Here is a 19,070-nt window from a genome sequence, read left to right on the forward strand (position 1 = left end):
TGCATGGCGCATTCTTTCGACAGAATGCGCCGTTCATCGCGCAAGACACCGACGTTGCACAACTTATGGTGTTAAAATTGGGGACTGTCGGTTGAGATTTATCAAACCGAAAGCTGTGTTATCGGGATAGCATTCCCGATAGTGGCGGCTAACCCTGTTTCCAACTGTGGGGTTCGGACAACGGACAGCGGTTGAAAAAACCGACAGACCAAAAATCAGTCATTTTGCAAACAGGTCCGCAGAAATCCTGCTCGGATAAGAGGAGCTTTCAAAATGAAAACCATATTCAAACAGGCTCGTACTGTCGAAGCGATCTTTATCGTGATGGCGATGATCGCACCTGATGCAAGTGCCGCCATCGAGGTTCAGCCACCGGCCCCGGTGACCGGAAGGCCGATCGATCTGGCGACAGACACCCCTTTTCCCGATGTAATTTTGACGGACCATCGCTATCGGCGGCATATCGACCGCGACAGGGATCGGCGGCTTGGGAGACATGAAAGAGGTCGGCAGCGGGCAGATCGACACTGGGATCGCCCGCGCTACAAACGAGGATACCGGGGATCGCGAGAGTACCGAAGGGGCTATCGTCGTGACAGTGACGGCTGGTGGTTTCCGCTGGCAGCCTTCGCGCTTGGGGCGATCATCCTGAACCAGCAAAACCAAAGATCAACAAGTCCGCGATCCAGCGGGAATTGGAACCACATCCCCGCCGGAAACATGGCCGCGCATGACAACTGGTGTGCCCAGCGGTATCGCAGCTACGATCGTGCGAGTAAGACCTTCCAACCTTATAACGGTCCGCGGAAATACTGTAACTCGCCGTACGATCTGCTTTAGCCGCAGCGACGCGCGTCGCAGCGCTTCCGCTTGCCCGATAAGCTGAACATCCAGCTTCAAGCCGACCAGTGTCCAACACGACTTCCTGGTCGGCGTTTCAACCGCCGCTCTTGTCGCGCGGCGTACCGGCAGGCGCATCGCCATTCACCTCGATGTCCGCAATGTATCTTTTCATTTCAGCAATCTCGCCAAGCTGTGCCTCGATGATTGCGTCCGCGAGGGCACGCACACGCGGGTCTGAGACGTCGGCGCGTTCACTGGTCAGGATCGCAATGGAATGGTGCGGTATCATCGCCTTCATCCAAGCAAGATCTTCGACCGTTTCCTGGGAACGGACAAGAAACACCCCTGCTGCGAAAGCAATTGCACCGCCCGCGAAAATAGCCGTGTTCATCTTTTTATTCGTGTACATTCCCAGCATGAAGGCAAGCATGATGATCGCCATCATCCCCCCCATATAAAGGGCCATCCACATGCGGGTTTGCGAGAAGAATATGTGATCCAGCGCATATGTATTTAAGTACATCAAGCCGTACATCACGACCGTCGAAACCCCGATCATGGCGAAGAAACGACCGTATCCCCCACCGGATTTAATGTCGTGGCTATCTTGATGCATGTTGCGATGTTCCATTGTATCATCTCCGCATGAAAGTCAGGCGTCGGGCTTTCGCATACCCTTATAGCGTATATAACAAATATAGGCGCAATTGGTTCCGGATGGTCAAGGATTGCCAAGATATGAAAGCGAACAAACAGAAGACACTGGACCGGCTGGCACGGCTGGAAGGTCAGGTCCGCGGGGTAGCAGGCATGGTCGAGGCCGATCGCTATTGCATGGATATTCTGGCCCAGACTGCGGCCATCCGTTCGGCCATTCTGGGCGTCGAAAAGCTTATCTTGGAGCACCATGCGGAACATTGCGTCGAAACCGCGATCAGTAGCGGCGATCCGGAAGAGCAGAGAGCGAAATTCAACGAACTCATCGGGCTTTTGCAAAAAGCGTCGAGGTAACCGACCGGACGCCGCCGTAGGGTCGACTTTGTCGCGGTTCAGCAGGCGCATCCGCCAGGAAACGCCTCAGGATCATGTCGGAGACAGCAAAAGATAGGCTGATACTTCTGACACGTTCATGACCTCGTCGCTCTATCCTCTTGATCCAAGCAGCCGGTCAAGTTCACTTTGCATGCTGTCCATAAGGACAAGAGATGCCCCGGCCTGTGCCCCGCCACCCGGGCCGCGCAGCCGCGTGTCGGCGAGAGGAGAGACAGGCTGGCCATCGACACGAACTTCGTAGTGAAGATGCGGTGCCGTTGACGTGCCGGTTGATCCCACCTGGCCGATCCCCGTTCCGGCGGCGACACGTTGGCCTACTTGCAGGTCTTCGTTTACGGCGCTGAGGTGTGCATAAAGGGTGTTGGTGCCGCCTTCATGCTCCATCTCGACCAAAAGCCCATACCCGCTGCGCTCTCCCATGAAGGTGATTTTGCCTGATTGTGTCGCCGCGACGACCGCACCCTGTCCGGCCGCGAAATCCACACCGCTGTGCATCCGCATATAGCCATGAATGGGATGCATCCGCTGTCCGAAGGCAGAGCTGAGGCGTGCGCCGCGGATCGGTTGGTCGAACGTCTGCACAAGGTGACCGTCCTTGTAGATTCTGGTCTGCCGCGATGTGTCATCCGGCCATAGGATTTCATAGCGCCCGTCCGCCAGATCAAGCTGCGCAAAATCAATGGTCGGCTCGCCGACTACACGGTCGCCGGACCGGTATTCCCGCCACAGCAACCGAATGCTCTCTCCACCGCTGAGAGCGGTCCGAAGATCGAAGGTTCCGGCAAGGATCAGTTCAAGGTCCGTCGCAAATCTGGTCGGAATATCGGCATCATCCAATGCCGCGTAGATGGAGCTTTGTATTTTGGCTTCCCCCGCCCGGCGCACGCTATCAAGGTCGGGTGCCATTTTTTGAACCGACGGCACGGCACCGAACGTGGCCAGAATTCGCGTGCCATCTTCGATTTCGAGCGTCGCGGTTCGGGGCAGACCATCGGGGGCTATCGTCAGGGTAAGACTGTGCCCGGGTTTCAGACGCCGCAGGTCGTATTGCGACCCGATCGCACCGGTCACTTCGGTGCTTGCATCGGTGTCGAGCCCGGCCTCGGAGAGAAGCCCCGAAAGGCTGTCGCCGGTGCCGATTACCTGCGTCCAGATCACGGCGTCATCGGGCTGGGGCGGCATTTCGGTGCTGGGTACAGCCGACACGGTCACCGGATCATCCGTTTGAATGGGGGCACTCTTCGGCTCGTCACCACTCTGAACCGGTGCTGGTGCGCTGTCAGAAAGAGCGGCTTCCTCTTGGGGTTGCCGATCCCATTGCGTTGACACGACAAACGTGATGCCCCCGAGGACCAAAAGGGCTGTCCAGTATCTCAACCTCATCTATTCTCCATCGTCCGCCATTTTATCGTCCGCTATTTTGATGTGTCATCAGACTTTATCCCGACAAGCACATCTGAGAGCTTACTGGTTCGTGACGCCGGGTTTTGCAACGCCAAGCGATCACTGTCGGCGTTGTCTCGCGCAATCGTGGTGGAAGCTGATAACGTCAAAAAGTTACCGTCGGTATCGGAAAATGCCACACCCTGCGCTATCCCCAAAAGCCCGCGCGGCACGGTCGGTCAATTACGGCTGCGCTGTCAGGGGAACCGAGAAGCCTTATCAGATGCTTGAGTTTCGACACTGGTTTGTGGTGGCGTCAATCACCGGTGTTGGTGCATGTTTCAAAAGAAAGAGTTTGAACACCCTAAAGGACCACAACCCGGACAGAAGGGTCGTTTACGATCTGCCGAAACGAGCTGAAGAGGAACCATCGTGCTGATTAAGGTTGGCGATGATCGGACGTCAAATATTGATCTGGTGCTGGCTGGCCTGCTGTCCTCGATGGCGGGTGCGCTGAACGCCGTCGGGTTTCTGATTGCCGGATCGTTCACTGCCAATATGACAGGCAATATTTCGGCGTTTGCGGACCACCTTGCAGGTGGCGCGATCCTGATATCACTTTCCTTCATAGGACTGGTAGCGGCTTTTATCGGCGGGGCAAGCATGGCGGCCCTTGCCATACAGATCGGTGAAAAGAGGCAAATCCGCTCGATCTATGCCCTCGCCATCGCCGCAGAAGCCGTCATCCTGTTGCTACTGGGTATGGCTCTGGCCTTGTCATCAGCCAATACACACGAAACCTTTTTGGTTGTTGCCCTGAGCTTCGTCATGGGTCTGCAGAACGCCGTGACCACGATGATTTCGCGGGCGCGGGTCCGCACCACCCATGTGTCGGGGATGGCAACCGATATCGGAATCGAACTGGCGGCATTGTTCGGGAACAACGGATCGCAGAAGGACACGGTACGAAAGGTCAGGCTGCACAGTCTGACCCTTGCCAGCTTTGCCATAGGCGGTGTCTGCGGCGCGCTGTTGTTTCACCTTGTCGGGAGTTGGCTTTTCGTGATCGTCGCCATTGTGCTGCTGACAATAGCCTTGCCCGAGGCCCTTCGCGCGCACAGAAACTGACCGCATAAGCAAAGCATATTTCCAGAGTGCGACAATCGGCATCCTTCGGTACGGCCAAGATGTCAGACATTCGGGCGTAGATCCTTTTAGGCCTTTCCTTGCAAGAAGACAAAGCGCGTTGCCACGCGTTGCATCCTGCAAATCCTGTTGGTCGCGGCGACGGTATGTGCGGGTATGACGGATCAAATCAGGAAGACATCAAAGTCGCTGATAATCTGGGTTAGCGGGTCATCTACCAAGTCTGCGACGCTTGCGATTTCCCCTGTTCCGGCCTTCGAGAAGATGATCGTCGTACCACTATCCAACGTCAGGATCACGTCTGACCCGCGTCCATTATCTGTGATGGTAGAGATTGCGTCGATATCGTCGGCGTATCCGGGCGCGCCGGTATCAACAATGTCTGTAAAATTGATGGTGAAGTTCAAAATGTCCGAGGAGCTCTTGAAATCGCGGATGGTATCGATCCCTTGATCAGCGTCGATGGCGAATACAAATTGATCCTGGCCTGCGCCTCCGCGCAAAAGATCGTTGCCGAAGCCGCCATCAATAATGTCGTCTCCCGATCCACCGGAAACGGTGTCATCGCCAGCGTCTCCTCCGACCGTGTCGTTGCCTTGCCCTCCCATCATGACGTCATTGCCATCAGAGCCAAAGATATAGTCATTGCCAGAGCCTCCCGAGACGAAATCATCGCCCGGCCCCCCTGCAACGAAGCCGTCGTCACCCGGCCCTGCGAGAATGATGTCGTCTCCGTCTCCCCCACGAATATCGTCCCTGCCTTTCAGCCCCAGAATAAGATCGCGTTGATCGGTCCCTTGCAGAAAGTCCGCCTCTTGGGTCCCCAGGATTTTGTTGAAGTGAGAATGCCGTTTCATGACCATTTCCTATCGAGCAAGCCTCGTTTGAGTTTTGAAGATCGATAACCTGATCCACTTGCAAGGAAGGTATCAGCGCGCACATGGCACGAATTGACCTCCCTCAATGTCAGCGGCTTGTTGCCGGAACTGAAGGACGGCGTTCTGGCCAATCTTCACGTCGATAAGGCGTTAATATGCCAAAGCAGCGATGGCCTGTTCCTCTTTCGCACCAAACTTCCCCGGTTTGCAGCAGATGTGTGCAGTCCACCCGTCGTGAACCCGGCCACTTTCGGCCAAAACGGGTCAACCACCTACGCCCTCAGCACAGCCCGCAACGCCAGCATTCTTGCACAGGCGGGAACCCACCCCATATTTCCTGCATTACCTCTATGTGAAGGTTGGGAGACCAGGATGGGCTATGTAAAGACAGCAATGCTGATGGCGGCGATGACCGCTCTTTTCATGGGTGTGGGCTATCTGGTCGGCGGATCGGGCGGTGCGCTGATTGCGCTGGTCGTCGCTGCGGCAATGAACGCCTTTACCTGGTGGAACTCGGACCGCATGGTCTTGCGGATGCATAACGCCCAGCCCTTGGAGCCCGGCGACCGGATGGGCCTGCATGCCTTGACTGCGGGTCTCGCGCGGGATGCGGGCCTGCCTGTGCCTAAGGTCTATCTGATCGATACGCCGCAGCCCAATGCCTTTGCCACTGGGCGCAACCCCGCGAATGCGGCCGTTGCAGTGACGTCGGGCCTGATACGCAACCTGACCCGCGAGGAGCTGGCCGGTGTAATCGCGCACGAACTGGCCCACATCCGCAACCACGACACCGCGATCATGACCGTCACCGCAACTTTTGCCGGGGCGATTTCGATGCTGGCCAACTTCGCGCTCTTCTTCGGCGGATCTCGGGAGCGTCTTGGGTTGGTCGGGTCGCTTTTGATGATGATCTTGGCACCGATGGCAGCCGCGCTGGTTCAGATGGCGATCAGCCGAACACGGGAATATGCCGCTGACAAAGCCGGGGCCGAAATCTGCGGCCAGCCGCTTTGGCTCGCGTCAGCGCTCGAGAAGATCGCCATGGGGGCTGCACGCATCGACAACCCTGCGGCCGAACGCAACCCGGGGACGGCGCATATGTTCATCGTCAATCCGCTGCACGCGTACAAGCGCGACAATCTCTTCGCGACCCATCCTGCGACCGAAAACCGCGTGGCCGCTCTTCGGGCGATGCCTGGGCAACGAGGACAAGCCCCGGTCGCGGCTGAGAAACCCACGTCTGTCAGCCGTATCCCGAAGACCCGAAACCGCAGACGCTCGGGGCCCTGGACCTGACGGCGTCGATGTATTGTTGAGTTTATTGGGAAGCGTTCAAGCCGGTACACATCCCGCCATTGCTAACGGAACCGAGTGTTGCTGCGCCGATTGCACTCAGTAAAGCCCATCAATCTCCAGCGGCAATTTCGTGACCTTTTCGTGCTTCAACAGGCTGCGCGGCTGAACCGTCGCTTCGGCGTTCTGGGCACGGCGATAGCGCGTTTCGGCGGCCTTTTCCAGATCGGCGCGGGTCAGCATGATCGTAGGGCGCAAAAAGACAAACAGCGTGCGTTTGCTACGGCTGTTGTTGCGGCTTTTGAAAAGATTGCCAAGGACCGGAACGTCCCCTAGCAGCGGTACCTTTTGGTTGTTTTGCAGTCTGTCATCGGTGATCAGCCCGCCAAGCACTACGGTTCCGCCATTTTCAGCCAATACCGTCGTGTTGATGACGCGCCGGTTGGTCACGAGGTCGGCCGCGCCTGTCACGGCCTGATTGGTCAGTGATGACACTTCTTGTTCGATCTCAAGCTGCACGACCCCGCCCGCTGTAATGCGTGGTTTGACGACCATCGTAATACCGACGTCTTCGCGTTCGATCACTTCGGCGACATTCCCACCATCGGTTGTCAAACGCCCGGTTCGGAATGGCACGTTCTGGCCGACCACGATTGTGGCGGATTGGTTGTCCATGGTGGTCACAGACGGGGTCGAAAGCAGATTGGCACTTGTCGATGTGTTCAAGGCCTGGATCAGTGCGCCGAAACTATCCGACGCCAGCCCGACAGACAGCCCCGTAGAAAGCGCAGCAGCGTTGCTTTGCCCCAAAGCGACCAGAACGTTCTGAAGTGAGCCGCCCCCGTTGCCAAAAGACGTGGCGGCAATGCTGCCGGTTTCTGTATTTTCACCGATGCCAAGTTGCACGCCCAGACGCTCGGCGACGTCGCCAGACACCTCGACGATTGCAGCCTCGATCATGACTTGCGGGCGACGGACATCCAGTGCCTTGATCAGTTGTGAAACTTCGGCAAGCTGCCGCTGGGTACCGCGTACGATTACCGAATTTGTCTCGATCGACGCCTGAACGGAGACAGGTGAAATCGGGGCGGCATCGGGGCCACTCCCAAAACTTTGCGCGTCGGGATTAGCCGGGTCCTCGCCCAAGCTGGCAGCAACCGGATTGGTCAGATCTGTTGAACCGGTGAGTGTGTTGCGAACCAGATCAGCGACGATGGTCGCTTCGCCAAACTGCAGCCTGTAGATCGAGGTGCTCACAGTTTCGCTTTGCGCGACCCGTGGCGAGGTATCCATCGCCCGCGCCAGACTTCTGATTTGCGAAATGTCCCGCTGCGTGCCACGCACAAGAAGCACGTTCGAACTTACATCAACCGACAGCCGGGCCCCTGTCCCAGCGGGCCCAAGCACTTCGGATATTGCGGTCGCAACGGTGCCGGCTTCCGCATAGGTAAAACGGATCACCTCTGCTTCCATTTCGGCCTCGCCGTCAAAGGTGGTCGCGATGGCGACGATGCGGTCCACGTTCGCCAGCGTATCAGTCACAACGATTGCGTTTGGGTCCTCGATCGCCTCGATGTATCCGGCCTCGTCGATCAGCGGGCGCAAAACCCGTACCGCTTCGGCGGATGGCAAACGGTTCAGCCGCAACAGGCGCGTCACAACGTCCTGGCTGCCGGGGGTGTCGATCTTCTGGGGGCTGCCTTTGGTCCGCGCATCAAGTTCGGGTACGATCTGCCAGACGGCACCTGTTTCAACGGCTGCAAACCCGCGCACCCGCAGAATTGACTGGAACAGGGCCCAGACCCCTTCGCTATCAAGGGATTGCTGCGAAACCACGGTCACGTCGCCGGTCAAGTTCGGATCCAGAACAAGGGTGCGTCCCGTAATTTCGGAAACCTGTTCGGCCAGCAGGCTGATGTCGGCCCCGCGCAGATTTATCACGAACGTCTCTTGGGCCTGCGCCACATGGGGACGAACGAGGGCTGTGACCGCGAGGAATACCAGCGCCAGCAGGGGGACCAGACGGCTATTCATCGCAGGGGGAAAGACAAGACGAACGTCTTGTCATCTCTGACGACTTCCAACCGTGCGACACCTGAGGCCGCAACATCATCGAAAAATTTGCGATCTTGTTCTATGTTTCCCACTGTCTGCCCATTTACTCTTGCGACACGATCGCCAGCCTTGAGGCCAGCAAGTTTTACGCCTGGATCGTGAGTTTCGTCGACGATATAGCCTTTTTCCGTCGCAAGCAGACCAATTTCGCCTAAAACCTGATTGGGATTGCGAATGATGCGCTCGCGCCACATGCTGATGTATTCCTCAGTGGTCTCGGGCGGCGGCGGATCTTTGATTTCAATCGACCCCGAGCCGACAGAAAGTGCCGCCCGCAAGCGATCCAGATTGCTAAGCGGTGTAGGATTCTCGGAAGTCTCGGCGATGGACAGGTCAGGCATTTCTGCATTCGGGAAACCCAGAATTTGGCGCGTGCCGTCAACATCCAACACGACGTGCCGATCGTTGATGGCCATCAGCACCGCCTTGCCGGCGATGCTGTCACCGGTTGCATATCGCAGCGTGGCCCCGTCTGTCGCGATCAATGCAAAAGAAAGCGAAGGGTCAGATTGCAGCAATATACCGCGCAGCGCCAGATCTAGTGTTGTCGCCTGCGGTGTCACGGGCGTTTGCTGTTCTTGCTCGGCGCTGCCAAAGGGAGCCAACGCAACGGCCGGTATCAGATCGACGGGCGCAGGTGCGGGGGGGGCCGATCTGGCAGGAAAAGAAATCTCAGCGGGTTTTTCGGACGTTTCACCCATGACGTGCCAGAACACCTGCCCCGCCGCAATGGCAAGCGACGCCGTGACACATACAGCAAGGACAGGTATCAAAAAGCGCACAGGCGGCTTCATTGCGGCACCTGCGCACCATCGCCCGCAGTGTCGATGAACCCCGTCAGCGTGAACAGATTACGATTTTCGGACGACAAGGCAACAGCGACATCAACCCTTTGCAAGTCCAGATCTAGCGTTTCCATACGCGTGACACCGACGTCCCAACTTTGACCCAGCATTTCCACGACATCCGGTTGCTGCACGCCGATGCGTAGCGCGGCCAGCCGGTTGTCAGCGACCCACCTTGCTACGGTGCGATTCTCGATATCCGATATGCGGGTGACATGGGTCTGGGTTGCCGTCAAAAGCGACACCGCCCCGACGGCAAGCACCGCCAGCGCAACCAGCACCTCAAGCAAGGTAAATCCGGCTTCGGGGCCATTTGCTGCACTTGTCATGGTCGCCCCCTCTCAAGTTTGCGTTGGGACCGGGCTGTCACGCCATCGAAAACCACATTCCATGCGTCTTTTGATCCGACAAAGGCAACTTGCAATGGAACAGGGCTGTTGGTGTCTGGGTTCGTCACGGAAGGCAGCATATCGGACCGGATCAGATATTGGCCGCGCGCCTGCCCGAAGACCGACAGCACCACAGCGCGGTCCACCGAATGCGGCGCAGCAAGGATGGCGTCGGGATGCGCTGCCCAAGCACCGCCTTGCAGGCTGAGAAAGGAATATCCTTTCGCATCCCATCTAAAACCGGCGGGTGTCCCGTTCAGCGCGGCACTGTCAGCGGCCCTCTCGAGCCTGACGGACAAGAGCGTCGCTTCCCGCTCAAGAACGCCTGCGTTACGCGCGCCCCCGGAAACGCTAAGCCCCAAGACAGATGCCATGACGCCGATGATGGCCAGTACGACCAATATTTCGACAAGGGTCACCCCCGCATCTTTAGGGCGCTTTGCCTGCACTCGCTTTGGGACGCGACTGTCGCTCATCCGCTCGTCGGTGTGCTTGAGTTGGCAATGTCGGCATCCACGCCGGTGCCACCAACCGCCCCGTCAGCGCCAAGCGATATCAGATCGAAATTCGCTGTGTCTCCCGGTGATCGGTAAAGATAGGCGTTGCCCCATGGGTCGGTGGGATCTTCGGGCAGATAACCGCCCTGCACCCAGTTAGACGGTTCGGGGGGAGATGTGGGCCGTCGCACCAGCGCGGCAAGCCCTTGAGATGTCGTGGGGTAGGTCCGGTTGTCCAGACGGTAGAGTTCAAGCGCGCTTGAAATGGCGCGTATGTCAGTTTTGGCCACGGCAACGCGCGCCTCGTTCGGGCGACCGATCACGTTGGGGACAATCATCGCGGCGACCAATGCGATGATGACCAAAACCACCATCATCTCGATCAGCGTCACACCGGATTCCGGGTGACGTCTTTGATGATTGGCAATCCGTTTTTCTGGTGCCGCAAGACGAAGTTTTTTCATCGTTGTTGTACCCTTCCCGAAACTCTTTATCATCCTGAAACGTACCTATTTTATTGGGTCATAATGAAGGAATTCTATTGAAAAACCGGCCCCCGCACAATGATGAAACCTTGCAAAAGGTGCACATAAACGAGCGGCAAACCGCAAAAATCGACCCGGATCGGGTGGGTTCAAAACGCGTGTTTCAGAGCACTCAATTTTCACCTTCACTGCCGTCAGAGTTCACCATTTCCCTTTGCGACGCACTGGCTGATTCCCTGCAGGTTGCACCTGTGGTTTTGCCCGGCGAACAGGTCAGCCTGATGGCAGCCGTTTTGCCGGTGCGCGGCACACGGGCCAAGCGTGCTGCTTTGCCCTTTGCGCTAGAAGACCGCATCAGCGCACCGCTTGAAGATATTCACATCGCTTTCTGCCGGACGCTGGACGGACCCGATCAGGTTCTTGCCGCCGTCGTGGATCGAAACGTCATGCAGGCTGCAGCCGTTGCCGGCGATACCCCCGTTCTGCCCGAAATATTCGCACTTCCCACACCTGCCACGGCCGATGAAGGCCCAGTATGGGCGGTCTGGATCAGCGACGGGCGTGCTTTGGTGCGAGTCTCGGACGGGACCGGCTTTGTTGTATCAGTCGCCATGCTGCCGCTGATCTGGGCGCAGGCAGCCAAACCGCAAATCCAAAGCTATGGCGAAGCGTTGCCAGATACCATGGATGCCCGCGCTTACGATGCGCGCCCGCCCAAACCCGACCCCAAAGATCTGGGCGTTGATCTGCGGCAAGGCGCATTTGCCCCCAAGGCCACTGATTGGACACGGCATATAAAGCGCGCTGCGATCATCGCCATGATCGGGGTTATCGGTCACCTTGGTCTGATCGTTGTAGATACTGTTGCGCTCACCCGGATTGCGGAACGCGAACGCGCAGCGGCGCAAGCGGCAATCGATACGGTGCTTCCCGGTCTTATCGTCACCGCCGATGTGGAACCCATTCTGCGCCGTCTTGCCCCCGCTGCACCTGCCCCGAAAGGCAGTGCATTCCTTACGATACTCGGGAACGTATCCGCGGCGTTGCTTGAGGCTGACAACCAGATCAGCTTTCGACGTCTGGCCTTTGCAGACAATCCTGCGCGGCTGACGATGTCGGTCGAGGTGCCGGGGCTGGACGATCTGCAGCAAGCGGAACGGTTGCTGCGCGCAAGCGGCTTTGTTGTGACCAGCGGTGCCGCTACGGCGTCGGGCGGGGTGGCGGAAGCTGAATTTGTCGTGACGATGGGAGGGGTGAAATGAACGCGTTCAACCGTCTGTCGCTTCGGGAAAGGATACTGGTGCTTATCGCCCTTCCGCTGGTGATCTTGTTCGCCGGCTATCGTTTTGGCTGGGTACCGCTAAGCGAAGCAAGGACGGCGGCCCGCGTTGAAATTCAGGGTTATCAAACTCTGATTGAAGCCGCAGAAAATCAGGGGAACCAGCCCGTTGAAGTCGCGACGGTCGCTGTCGTCACGACGCCGCTCGCCACCCGCATCACCGACAGTGCGGCACGTGCCCAGGTTCTTGTGCGGCGGCTTGAGCCAGAGGGCGCGTTGGTGCGGGTCACCTTGGACGATGCCCCCTATGATGCCGTTATCAAATGGATTGCAGCGATGGAGACTGACGCGGAAATTGCCCTTGTCGCGATCGAGATGGACCGAAGAACCGCACCCGGCATCGTCGCCGCACGCCTGACCTTGGAGAATGCGCAATGAGCCTTGATGAAACGCCATCCTTTCCCCGCCTGAGCTACAGTTTTGCCAAGTCAAACGGCGTGATCCTGATGGCCGCGCCCGCCGGCGGCCCCTTGGGATGCCACTTTCGCCCCGGTGCCACTGTTGACGTGCTGATGGAGGCGCAGCGCAGGGCCGAACAGCCCATTGTCTTTGCCCCCATCGGGGCCGAAGAGTTTGAGGCCGCATTAGGCCGAATTTACCGTGACAGTGCATCCGAGGCGGCTGAGGCAGCGGCAGGGGATGATCTGAATGCGCTTGCCGACACGGCAGCGGCGGTTGACGATCTTCTGGATCAGAATGACGATGCCCCCGTTGTTCGGCTGATCAACGCGCTCCTGCTTGAGGCGGTCAAGGAAGGCGCGTCGGACGTCCATATCGAGACGGAAGAACGCCGCCTTATCGTCCGGTTTCGCGTCGATGGTGTCATGCGGGAGGTCATTGAACCCAAGCGCGCCTTGGCAGGGCTTCTGGTCAGCCGGATCAAAGTGATGGGCAAGCTTGATATCGCGGAAAAGCGTCAACCGCAGGATGGGCGGGTCAGCCTTCGGGTCGGCGGTTATGACCTTGATGTGCGTGTATCCACGATCCCGTCGCAGTTTGGCGAACGGGTGGTGCTGCGCCTGCTGGACCGCAGCCAGACGCAACGCGGCATCAGCCATCTGGGGATGAGCACTCGTGATCGCGAGACCTTTGAACGCATCCTTGCCCGGCCTGATGGATTGTTGCTGGTGACCGGCCCGACAGGGTCCGGCAAAACGACATCGCTTTATGCGGCGCTTGGGCGGCTGAATGACCGATCTCGCAATATTATGACCGTCGAAGATCCGATCGAATATTCGATGGATGGCGTGGGCCAGATGCAGGTCAACAGCAAGACGGGCCTGACATTTGCGCGAGGTCTGCGTGCGATTTTGCGGCAGGATCCGGATGTAGTCATGGTCGGCGAAATTCGGGACCGTGAGACGGCGCAGATCGCGGTAGAAAGCGCGATGACTGGCCACCTTGTTCTTTCGACCCTTCACACCAATACGGCCATCGGCGCGGTTTCACGCTTGGTAGAGATGGGCGTGGAACGCTTTTTGCTGGCCCCGATGCTGCGCGGGTTGGTTTCGCAACGCCTGGTGCGCCGCGTCTGCCCGGATTGCGCTGCACCACATGTCATCACCGAAAGCGAAAGTGCGCTGTTATCGGGGGCAATTGCCGCCGGCGAAACTGTCCAGCGCGGAGTGGGCTGCGAGGCCTGTCAAAATCAAGGCTTCAAGGGCCGATTGCCCATCTACGAGATCATAGAGATCGATCGGGAGCTTGAAAAACTGATACACGAAGGTGCATCAGAGGCGCGTTTGCAAGACCGTGCCCGTGCAAAGGGGCCTGGTATTCTGGCGGACGGGGTAGATAAGCTGCGTCAAGGCAAGACAACGGTCGAAGAGGTCGCCCGCGCCGTGCGTGATGACCTTGTGATACCGGATATGGTCTAGGACATGGCAGCATTTTCTTACAAGGCAGTTGATAAATCGGGGGCCGGCAGCAGCGGTCTGATCGAAGCATCAAGCGCAAGCGCGGCGCGGCAGGAATTACGCGCACGGGCATTGTTGCCGCTTTCCGTTGAACCGACGCGCAAGGGGATTTCAGGCGTATCGCTGTTCGGGGGCGGCCGCAGCAAGGGCATTGGCGGCAGAGCGCTGACCGTCGTAACGCGGCAGCTTGCGACGTTGATTGGTGCCGGCGTCCGTATTGAAGATGCGCTGAAGACCGTTGCGGATCAGGCCACCAATTCAAGGGTTGCCGCATTGATGTTGACGCTACGGGCCGATGTGCTGGATGGACAGGGACTTGCGCCTGCGCTTGATTCACACCCCCACATCTTTGGTGCGTTCTACCGCGCATCCGTCAAAGCCGGCGAAACGTCGGGCAGGCTCGGTGATGTGATGGATCATCTGGCCGACTTTGTCGAAACCCGGTCAAAGAACCGTCAGACCGTTCAGCTTGCCCTGCTATATCCGGCGATCCTGGCGCTGGTCTCTTTGGGGGTGATCGTCGCGCTGCTTGTCTATGTGGTCCCTGACATCGTCAAGGTTTTCACCTCGCGCGGCGCTGAGCTGCCGTTTTTGACCCGCAGCCTGATTTCAGTCAGTGACTTTGTTGCGAGTTACGGACTGATCATGCTGGGCGGTATTCTGGGGCTGATTGCACTGGGAGCATTGCTGCTTGGACGACCCGATGCACGTCTGCGGTTTGATCAATGGACAGCGCGGGCCTGGCCTATGCGGCATTTCGTATTGAAATCCAACGCAACACAGTTCGCGGGCACTTTGGCGACCTTGACGGTCAGCCGTGTACCGCTTTCAGAAGCCTTGGAAGCGGCAGGGGACACGATTGGCAACCGCTATATACGGGCCAAGGCGCAGGCCGTAGGCGCACGCGTGCGCGAAGGCACAGCACTGTCAAAGGCGATGCATCAGGCGGCTGTCTTCCCCCCCTTGCTGGTCGCGATGGTGGCCAGCGGCGAAGCGGGCGGCACGCTGGGCGCGAGCCTGACGCGCGCGGCCGCGGATCAGGCGCGCGATCTTGACGCCTTGGTGTCAGCCCTTGTGGCTTTGGTTGAACCCGCAGTCCTTTTGCTGATGGGGGGCGTGGTGATGTTGTTGGTTTTGTCCATTCTTCTGCCCATCGTAAATCTGAACAATCTGGTGATTTGATGTGGCTGGTACGGTTAGTTCAATTGAAACTCCAGCAGCGTTGGCCCGCTGTCCGGCAGGCCCGGCATCAATTGCGCCGCAGCCGGTTCAACCCTCAGTTTGACCCAGCCATCAGGACCCAGACGCATCTGGCCCATTTGCGACTTGGCGATGTCATTTGCTGTCAGCGTCGCAACGGCATCAGCCCCCTCGCTGGTCAGAACCAAATCAAGCGGGGGCGTCTTCAATGCCGTTCGCCCGGGGGCCTGACAATTGCTTTCGCTGATGTGCACCTGCCCTTGGCTGGTCACACGGTTGCGCGACCAGGTTACCCGTTTGATATCGACAACAGCTTGCCCGTCACACGGCGACGCGTCCGGCACCAACGCCAGCAGATCGGCACCGGCGCGTCCGGACACATCCCCAAGGCCAAGCTGCCACGGGCTGGCAAAGGCATTTGCTTTCAGCAGCGTACCCTCCCCGGTCAGGTTCAGGTCAGCACCGATCTGCCCGCGCCACAGGTTGCTCCAGGTTCCTTGCCAGGTCAGCACCAAACCGCCGTCCAACAACGCGCGCCCCGACCACAGGCTGCCCGAAACTGTACGCACCTGTGGCGGCATCCCCGTCATCCGTGCCATAGTGGCGGCGGGCAGGTTCAACACAACCGTACCCCCGAAAAACAGGAGTGCCACCAATGACAGACCGATTATCGATGCAATCTGACGTCCCCGCGCGGGCCGCCGTGCGACACGATCGACGGCTATTTCTTTCTGGTCTGGCAGCATCTGCTTCGCTTCTTTCTGCATGTTCTGCCACCGGGGTGGGCAGCATCCTTGAGGGCACGCCAGCCAAAAGCGATGGGCCGGGCCGGGCCGCGCTTTTGGCACCTGTGTCTGGCCGTGCACCGCAACTAGGGCAGATCATGCGCAATGCCGCAACCCTTGGCGGCAACACTCTGAGCGATACAGGCGAGATGGCCTTTTTTGATTCAGGGGATACGCCCGAAACCGCCGCCACTGCCGCGCGACTTGCCGTTGCCGCAGGCGCGCGCATGATTGTCGGCCCGCTTTTCGGGGCGCAGGTCGCTGCGGTTTCTCAGGTGGTCGGGTCGAACGTACCCGTCCTGACCTTGTCGAATGATGTCAGCGTCGCGGGGGGCGGTGTGTTCGTACTAGGTGTCACGCCGGAACAATCTGCCCGTGCGGTCCTGACCTTTGCGGCCAGACGCGGTTTGAACACCGTTGGCGTGGTCGTACCCCCCGGCGCATTTGGATCACGATCCGCCGAGGCTGCGGCGCTCGTCGGCAAAGGGACCGGGCAAACCGTATTGCCCCCCCTCATCGAAACCGACCCGGCAATCGCAGTTGCCAAATTGACTAAGGCAAATGGAGGCACCCTGCCCAAGGCCGTGTATCTGCCCGGCGCAGGTGCGGAACTCGAAGCTTTGGCCTCGGCGTTTCGGGGCAAGACCCAGGTTCTGGGGTCGTCGCAGTGGTCATCGCGCGATCCCGGTAATTTGCCCGCATTGCGAGATGCCTGGTACGCCGCCCCGGACCCGCTTGCGTTCGAACCCTTCGCCGTCGCGTATCAAGAGGCGCATGGGTCCAGCGCGGGGATACTTGCGGGAGTCGCATTTGACGGTGTCGAAACAGCGCGCCTTTTGGGACGGATACGGGAACAGTCCGCCAGCGGTCTAACCCGTGACAAGGGCTTTTCCGGTGTGCTTGGACCCTTCAAATTCAGCGGATTAGGCCTGTGCAGTCGTGGCCTTGCAGTGCTGAATGTGGGCGCGGGCGCGATTACGATGATCGGGTCCGCCTCGGCATGAGCGGACAGGCGCACCGCAACGCAGAGGCGGGCCTGACGCTCGTCGAGGTGCTCGTCGCGCTCGCGCTGTTTTCCCTGGTCGGTCTGGCCGGCTTTACGATGCTGGATAATATTCTGCGGGTCCAATCAGGAACCGAAGGGCGCTTGGAAAGATTGGGGCAGATCGATCGTGCGATGACCGTCTTTAGCCGTGATTTGCAGGAATCGGATTCAGGCAGCGTGAGGCAGGCTAGGAACGGCGTAACCATGAACCGGACGGGCACGGGTGTGTTGTCCTATCAGGCAACGTCGGGTGTTTTCCTGCGAAGCCTGTCACGCAGGGATTTCAACCAGCAGATGATCGACGGGGTGAATTCCATCCGGTTCAGATCGCTGGATTCTGCCGGGACCTGGCATGACAGTTGGCCAATCGAGCAAACTCAATCGCTGGGCCTGACCCCCATCTTGAAGGCGGTTGAACTGCAATTGGAACTGCGAGAAGGCACAGTCAGCCGTCTTGTTGACGTGCCCGCGGGGGCGGCGGAATGAAACGAGACCGCGACGCAGGGATCGTCTTGATCAATGTGCTGGTGATCCTTTCGATCGCCTCAATCGTCGTATTCCTGATGCTTACCTCGCAAGAGGTGTCGTTGCGGCGCGCGCAGTCCATGGCAGCGGCAACAGCCGCAGACGCATTGGCCAGAGGGGCCGAGGCGAGCGCAGTGACTGCGCTACGCCGTGACATGGTGACCGCCGCCGACACGGATAATTACACAGAGGCCTGGGCGCAAGTCGCCCAACAAGAGGCAGGCCTTTCGACAGGACGGTTTTCTGTCACAATCCGTGACGCGCAGGCCAAGCTGAACCTGACACGCCTTGCCGGTGGGGCACAGGTCGAGGTTGAAGCGCTTTTGCGCGTTCTTGCCGAGCTTGAGATCAGCCGTGCAGATGGCGCACGGATAGCCGCTGAAATTGCCAGCCGTCCCGGTTTGAAAAACCTGTCGGATTTACGCGGCATATCACCCGAAACGATCACCGCACTTTCACCCTACGTCGATTTTCTGCCTGCAACGGCAACGCTTAACCTGAATACGGCCGCGCCACTGCTTTTGCGCGCGGTGCTCAACAACCGCTCTGCTGCGCTGCGGCTTGAAAGCAGACGCACAGGTGCCGGGGTGCTGACCCCCCAAGACCTTGACCGCGTCGGGGCCGTCCGGCCCGCGTTGGCGGGGTTCACCTCGCAGAATTTTGACATCGATATTTTGGCCGAAGTCGATGACATCACCGTAAATCTACGCAGCAGGATCGTGCGCCGGGAAAGCTTTGCTGGCCGCAGTGTTGTCGTCACGCGCCGGGCCTTCGGCGTGCCGGTCAATACGGTGCCAGCGATACCGCAGATGTAAATAGGGGATCAGGTGCTTGAGGATACGCCTTTGCAACCTGTCGTCGGCGTCACGGACTACATGCCGGAAAAGGAAGAGCGCGTCCTGTACGAAATGCTGTCTTGGCGGCCCTCGGGCGTGATCATCGCGGGGCTCGAGCATTCCGATGCCACCCGCGCCATGCTGAAAAACGCAGGTATCCCCGTGGTCGAGATCATGGATGTCGACGGCCGCCCGATTGATGCGATGGTCGGCATTTCGCATCGCCGCGCGGGCAACGAGATGGCCAAGGCGATCCTGAAGGAAGGCTATGAGCGTATCGGCTTCATGGGCACCAAGATGCCTTTGGACCATCGTGCGCGCAAACGGTTCGAAGGCTTTACCGAAGGGCTTGCCAAAGCGGGGATCGAGATTGAAGACCGCGCGTTCTATTCCGGAGGCTCCGCGCTGGCGAAGGGCCGCGAGATGACGCAAGACATGCTGGAACGCTCCCCTGATCTGGATTTTCTGTACTATTCCAATGACATGATCGGCGCGGG

At 58.8% G+C, this 19,070-nt stretch carries 20 protein-coding genes and 1 pseudogene; 12 read left to right on the forward strand and 9 right to left on the reverse strand.

Annotation, left to right across the window (positions count from 1 at the left end; translation table 11 throughout):
- Positions 1 to 273: 273 nt before the first annotated feature.
- Entirely contained in the window at positions 274 to 840 is a 567-nt protein-coding gene (locus RGAI101_RS07835) for a BA14K family protein (RefSeq protein WP_037227707.1), read from the forward strand.
- 97 nt (positions 841 to 937) lie between these two features.
- Here the strand turns inward: RGAI101_RS07835 and RGAI101_RS07840 are convergent, their stop codons facing one another.
- Positions 938 to 1,459: a DUF305 domain-containing protein gene (locus RGAI101_RS07840; RefSeq protein WP_050763250.1), complete on the reverse strand. Its 522-nt coding sequence runs from the start codon at positions 1,457 to 1,459 to the stop codon at positions 938 to 940.
- 122 nt (positions 1,460 to 1,581) lie between these two features.
- On the opposite strand from RGAI101_RS07840, the gene RGAI101_RS07845 reads away from it, so the two are divergent.
- Positions 1,582 to 1,854, forward strand: a complete 273-nt coding sequence (locus RGAI101_RS07845) for a metal-sensitive transcriptional regulator (protein ID WP_037227710.1) — start codon at positions 1,582 to 1,584, stop codon at positions 1,852 to 1,854.
- Between the two features lie 132 nt (positions 1,855 to 1,986).
- On the opposite strand, the gene RGAI101_RS07850 is transcribed toward RGAI101_RS07845, so the two are convergent.
- On the reverse strand, positions 1,987 to 3,279 hold the full coding sequence (locus RGAI101_RS07850; protein WP_008226729.1) for a M23 family metallopeptidase: 1,293 nt from the start codon (positions 3,277 to 3,279) through the stop codon (positions 1,987 to 1,989).
- A 432-nt stretch (positions 3,280 to 3,711) separates the two neighbouring features.
- On the opposite strand from RGAI101_RS07850, the gene RGAI101_RS07855 reads away from it, so the two are divergent.
- A complete protein-coding gene (locus RGAI101_RS07855) occupies positions 3,712 to 4,407 on the forward strand; it encodes a YoaK family protein (RefSeq protein ID WP_008229238.1) in 696 nt (231 codons plus the stop codon).
- 182 nt (positions 4,408 to 4,589) lie between these two features.
- Here the strand turns inward: RGAI101_RS07855 and RGAI101_RS07860 are convergent, their stop codons facing one another.
- A complete protein-coding gene (locus RGAI101_RS07860; RefSeq protein ID WP_050763191.1) occupies positions 4,590 to 5,282 on the reverse strand; it encodes a calcium-binding protein in 693 nt (230 codons plus the stop codon).
- A gap of 393 nt (positions 5,283 to 5,675) precedes the next feature.
- On the opposite strand from RGAI101_RS07860, the gene htpX reads away from it, so the two are divergent.
- Entirely contained in the window at positions 5,676 to 6,599 is a 924-nt protein-coding gene (gene htpX, locus RGAI101_RS07865) for a zinc metalloprotease HtpX (RefSeq protein WP_008225978.1), read from the forward strand.
- Positions 6,600 to 6,695: 96 nt separating this feature from the next.
- Here htpX and gspD read toward each other — a convergent pair whose 3' ends face one another.
- From gspD to gspG, 5 genes are read right to left on the reverse strand one after another with little or no spacing between them, the layout of a single operon-like run.
- Positions 6,696 to 8,630, reverse strand: a complete 1,935-nt coding sequence (gene gspD / locus RGAI101_RS07870) for a type II secretion system secretin GspD (RefSeq protein ID WP_008228010.1) — start codon at positions 8,628 to 8,630, stop codon at positions 6,696 to 6,698.
- Positions 8,627 to 9,493, reverse strand: coding sequence for a type II secretion system protein N (locus tag RGAI101_RS07875; protein ID WP_198133679.1), 867 nt, complete (start codon positions 9,491 to 9,493; stop codon positions 8,627 to 8,629). Before RGAI101_RS07875 ends, gspD begins: the two co-directional genes overlap by 4 nt.
- An 8-nt stretch (positions 9,494 to 9,501) precedes the next feature.
- Entirely contained in the window at positions 9,502 to 9,885 is a 384-nt protein-coding gene (gene gspI, locus RGAI101_RS07880; protein ID WP_008225834.1) for a type II secretion system minor pseudopilin GspI, read from the reverse strand.
- Entirely contained in the window at positions 9,882 to 10,421 is a 540-nt protein-coding gene (locus tag RGAI101_RS07885) for a prepilin-type N-terminal cleavage/methylation domain-containing protein (protein WP_083792029.1), read from the reverse strand. Before RGAI101_RS07885 ends, gspI begins: the two co-directional genes overlap by 4 nt.
- Positions 10,418 to 10,906 (reverse strand): type II secretion system major pseudopilin GspG, encoded by a 489-nt coding sequence (gene gspG, locus RGAI101_RS07890; RefSeq protein ID WP_008227679.1) that lies wholly within the window; start codon positions 10,904 to 10,906, stop codon positions 10,418 to 10,420. The genes RGAI101_RS07885 and gspG overlap by 4 nt, the downstream gene beginning before the upstream one ends.
- A gap of 272 nt (positions 10,907 to 11,178) precedes the next feature.
- Between gspG and gspL the strand changes: the two genes are divergently transcribed.
- From gspL to RGAI101_RS07910, 4 genes are read left to right on the forward strand one after another with little or no spacing between them, the layout of a single operon-like run.
- Entirely contained in the window at positions 11,179 to 12,189 is a 1,011-nt protein-coding gene (gene gspL / locus RGAI101_RS21225) for a type II secretion system protein GspL (RefSeq protein ID WP_302621183.1), read from the forward strand.
- Positions 12,186 to 12,644 carry a type II secretion system protein GspM gene (gene gspM, locus RGAI101_RS07900; protein WP_008226475.1) on the forward strand — a complete coding sequence of 153 codons (459 nt, stop codon included), beginning with the start codon at positions 12,186 to 12,188 and terminating at the stop codon, positions 12,642 to 12,644. Before gspL ends, gspM begins: the two co-directional genes overlap by 4 nt.
- Positions 12,641 to 14,143, forward strand: a complete 1,503-nt coding sequence (locus tag RGAI101_RS07905; RefSeq protein ID WP_008225127.1) for a GspE/PulE family protein — start codon at positions 12,641 to 12,643, stop codon at positions 14,141 to 14,143. The genes gspM and RGAI101_RS07905 overlap by 4 nt, the downstream gene beginning before the upstream one ends.
- A gap of 3 nt (positions 14,144 to 14,146) precedes the next feature.
- Positions 14,147 to 15,364 (forward strand): type II secretion system F family protein, encoded by a 1,218-nt coding sequence (locus RGAI101_RS07910; protein WP_008228875.1) that lies wholly within the window; start codon positions 14,147 to 14,149, stop codon positions 15,362 to 15,364.
- Positions 15,365 to 15,378: 14 nt separating this feature from the next.
- On the opposite strand, the gene gspN is transcribed toward RGAI101_RS07910, so the two are convergent.
- Positions 15,379 to 16,035: a type II secretion system protein N gene (gspN, locus tag RGAI101_RS07915; RefSeq protein ID WP_198133680.1), complete on the reverse strand. Its 657-nt coding sequence runs from the start codon at positions 16,033 to 16,035 to the stop codon at positions 15,379 to 15,381.
- Between the two features lie 2 nt (positions 16,036 to 16,037).
- On the opposite strand from gspN, the gene RGAI101_RS07920 reads away from it, so the two are divergent.
- The 4 genes and pseudogenes from RGAI101_RS07920 to RGAI101_RS21530 form a co-directional block, all read left to right on the forward strand.
- The gene (locus RGAI101_RS07920; protein WP_083792073.1) at positions 16,038 to 17,171 is read left to right on the forward strand and encodes a penicillin-binding protein activator; all 1,134 of its coding nucleotides are present in this window, start codon (positions 16,038 to 16,040) and stop codon (positions 17,169 to 17,171) included.
- On the forward strand, positions 17,168 to 17,698 hold the full coding sequence (locus RGAI101_RS21230; protein ID WP_008225348.1) for a type II secretion system protein GspJ: 531 nt from the start codon (positions 17,168 to 17,170) through the stop codon (positions 17,696 to 17,698). Before RGAI101_RS07920 ends, RGAI101_RS21230 begins: the two co-directional genes overlap by 4 nt.
- Positions 17,695 to 18,552: a general secretion pathway protein GspK gene (locus RGAI101_RS22360; RefSeq protein ID WP_008228762.1), complete on the forward strand. Its 858-nt coding sequence runs from the start codon at positions 17,695 to 17,697 to the stop codon at positions 18,550 to 18,552. The genes RGAI101_RS21230 and RGAI101_RS22360 overlap by 4 nt, the downstream gene beginning before the upstream one ends.
- A 6-nt stretch (positions 18,553 to 18,558) precedes the next feature.
- Positions 18,559 to 19,070, forward strand: a pseudogene (locus tag RGAI101_RS21530) (LacI family transcriptional regulator); the annotation flags it as partial.

Source organism: Roseobacter sp. GAI101 (genome assembly GCF_000156335.1).
Lineage (GTDB): Bacteria > Pseudomonadota > Alphaproteobacteria > Rhodobacterales > Rhodobacteraceae > Sulfitobacter.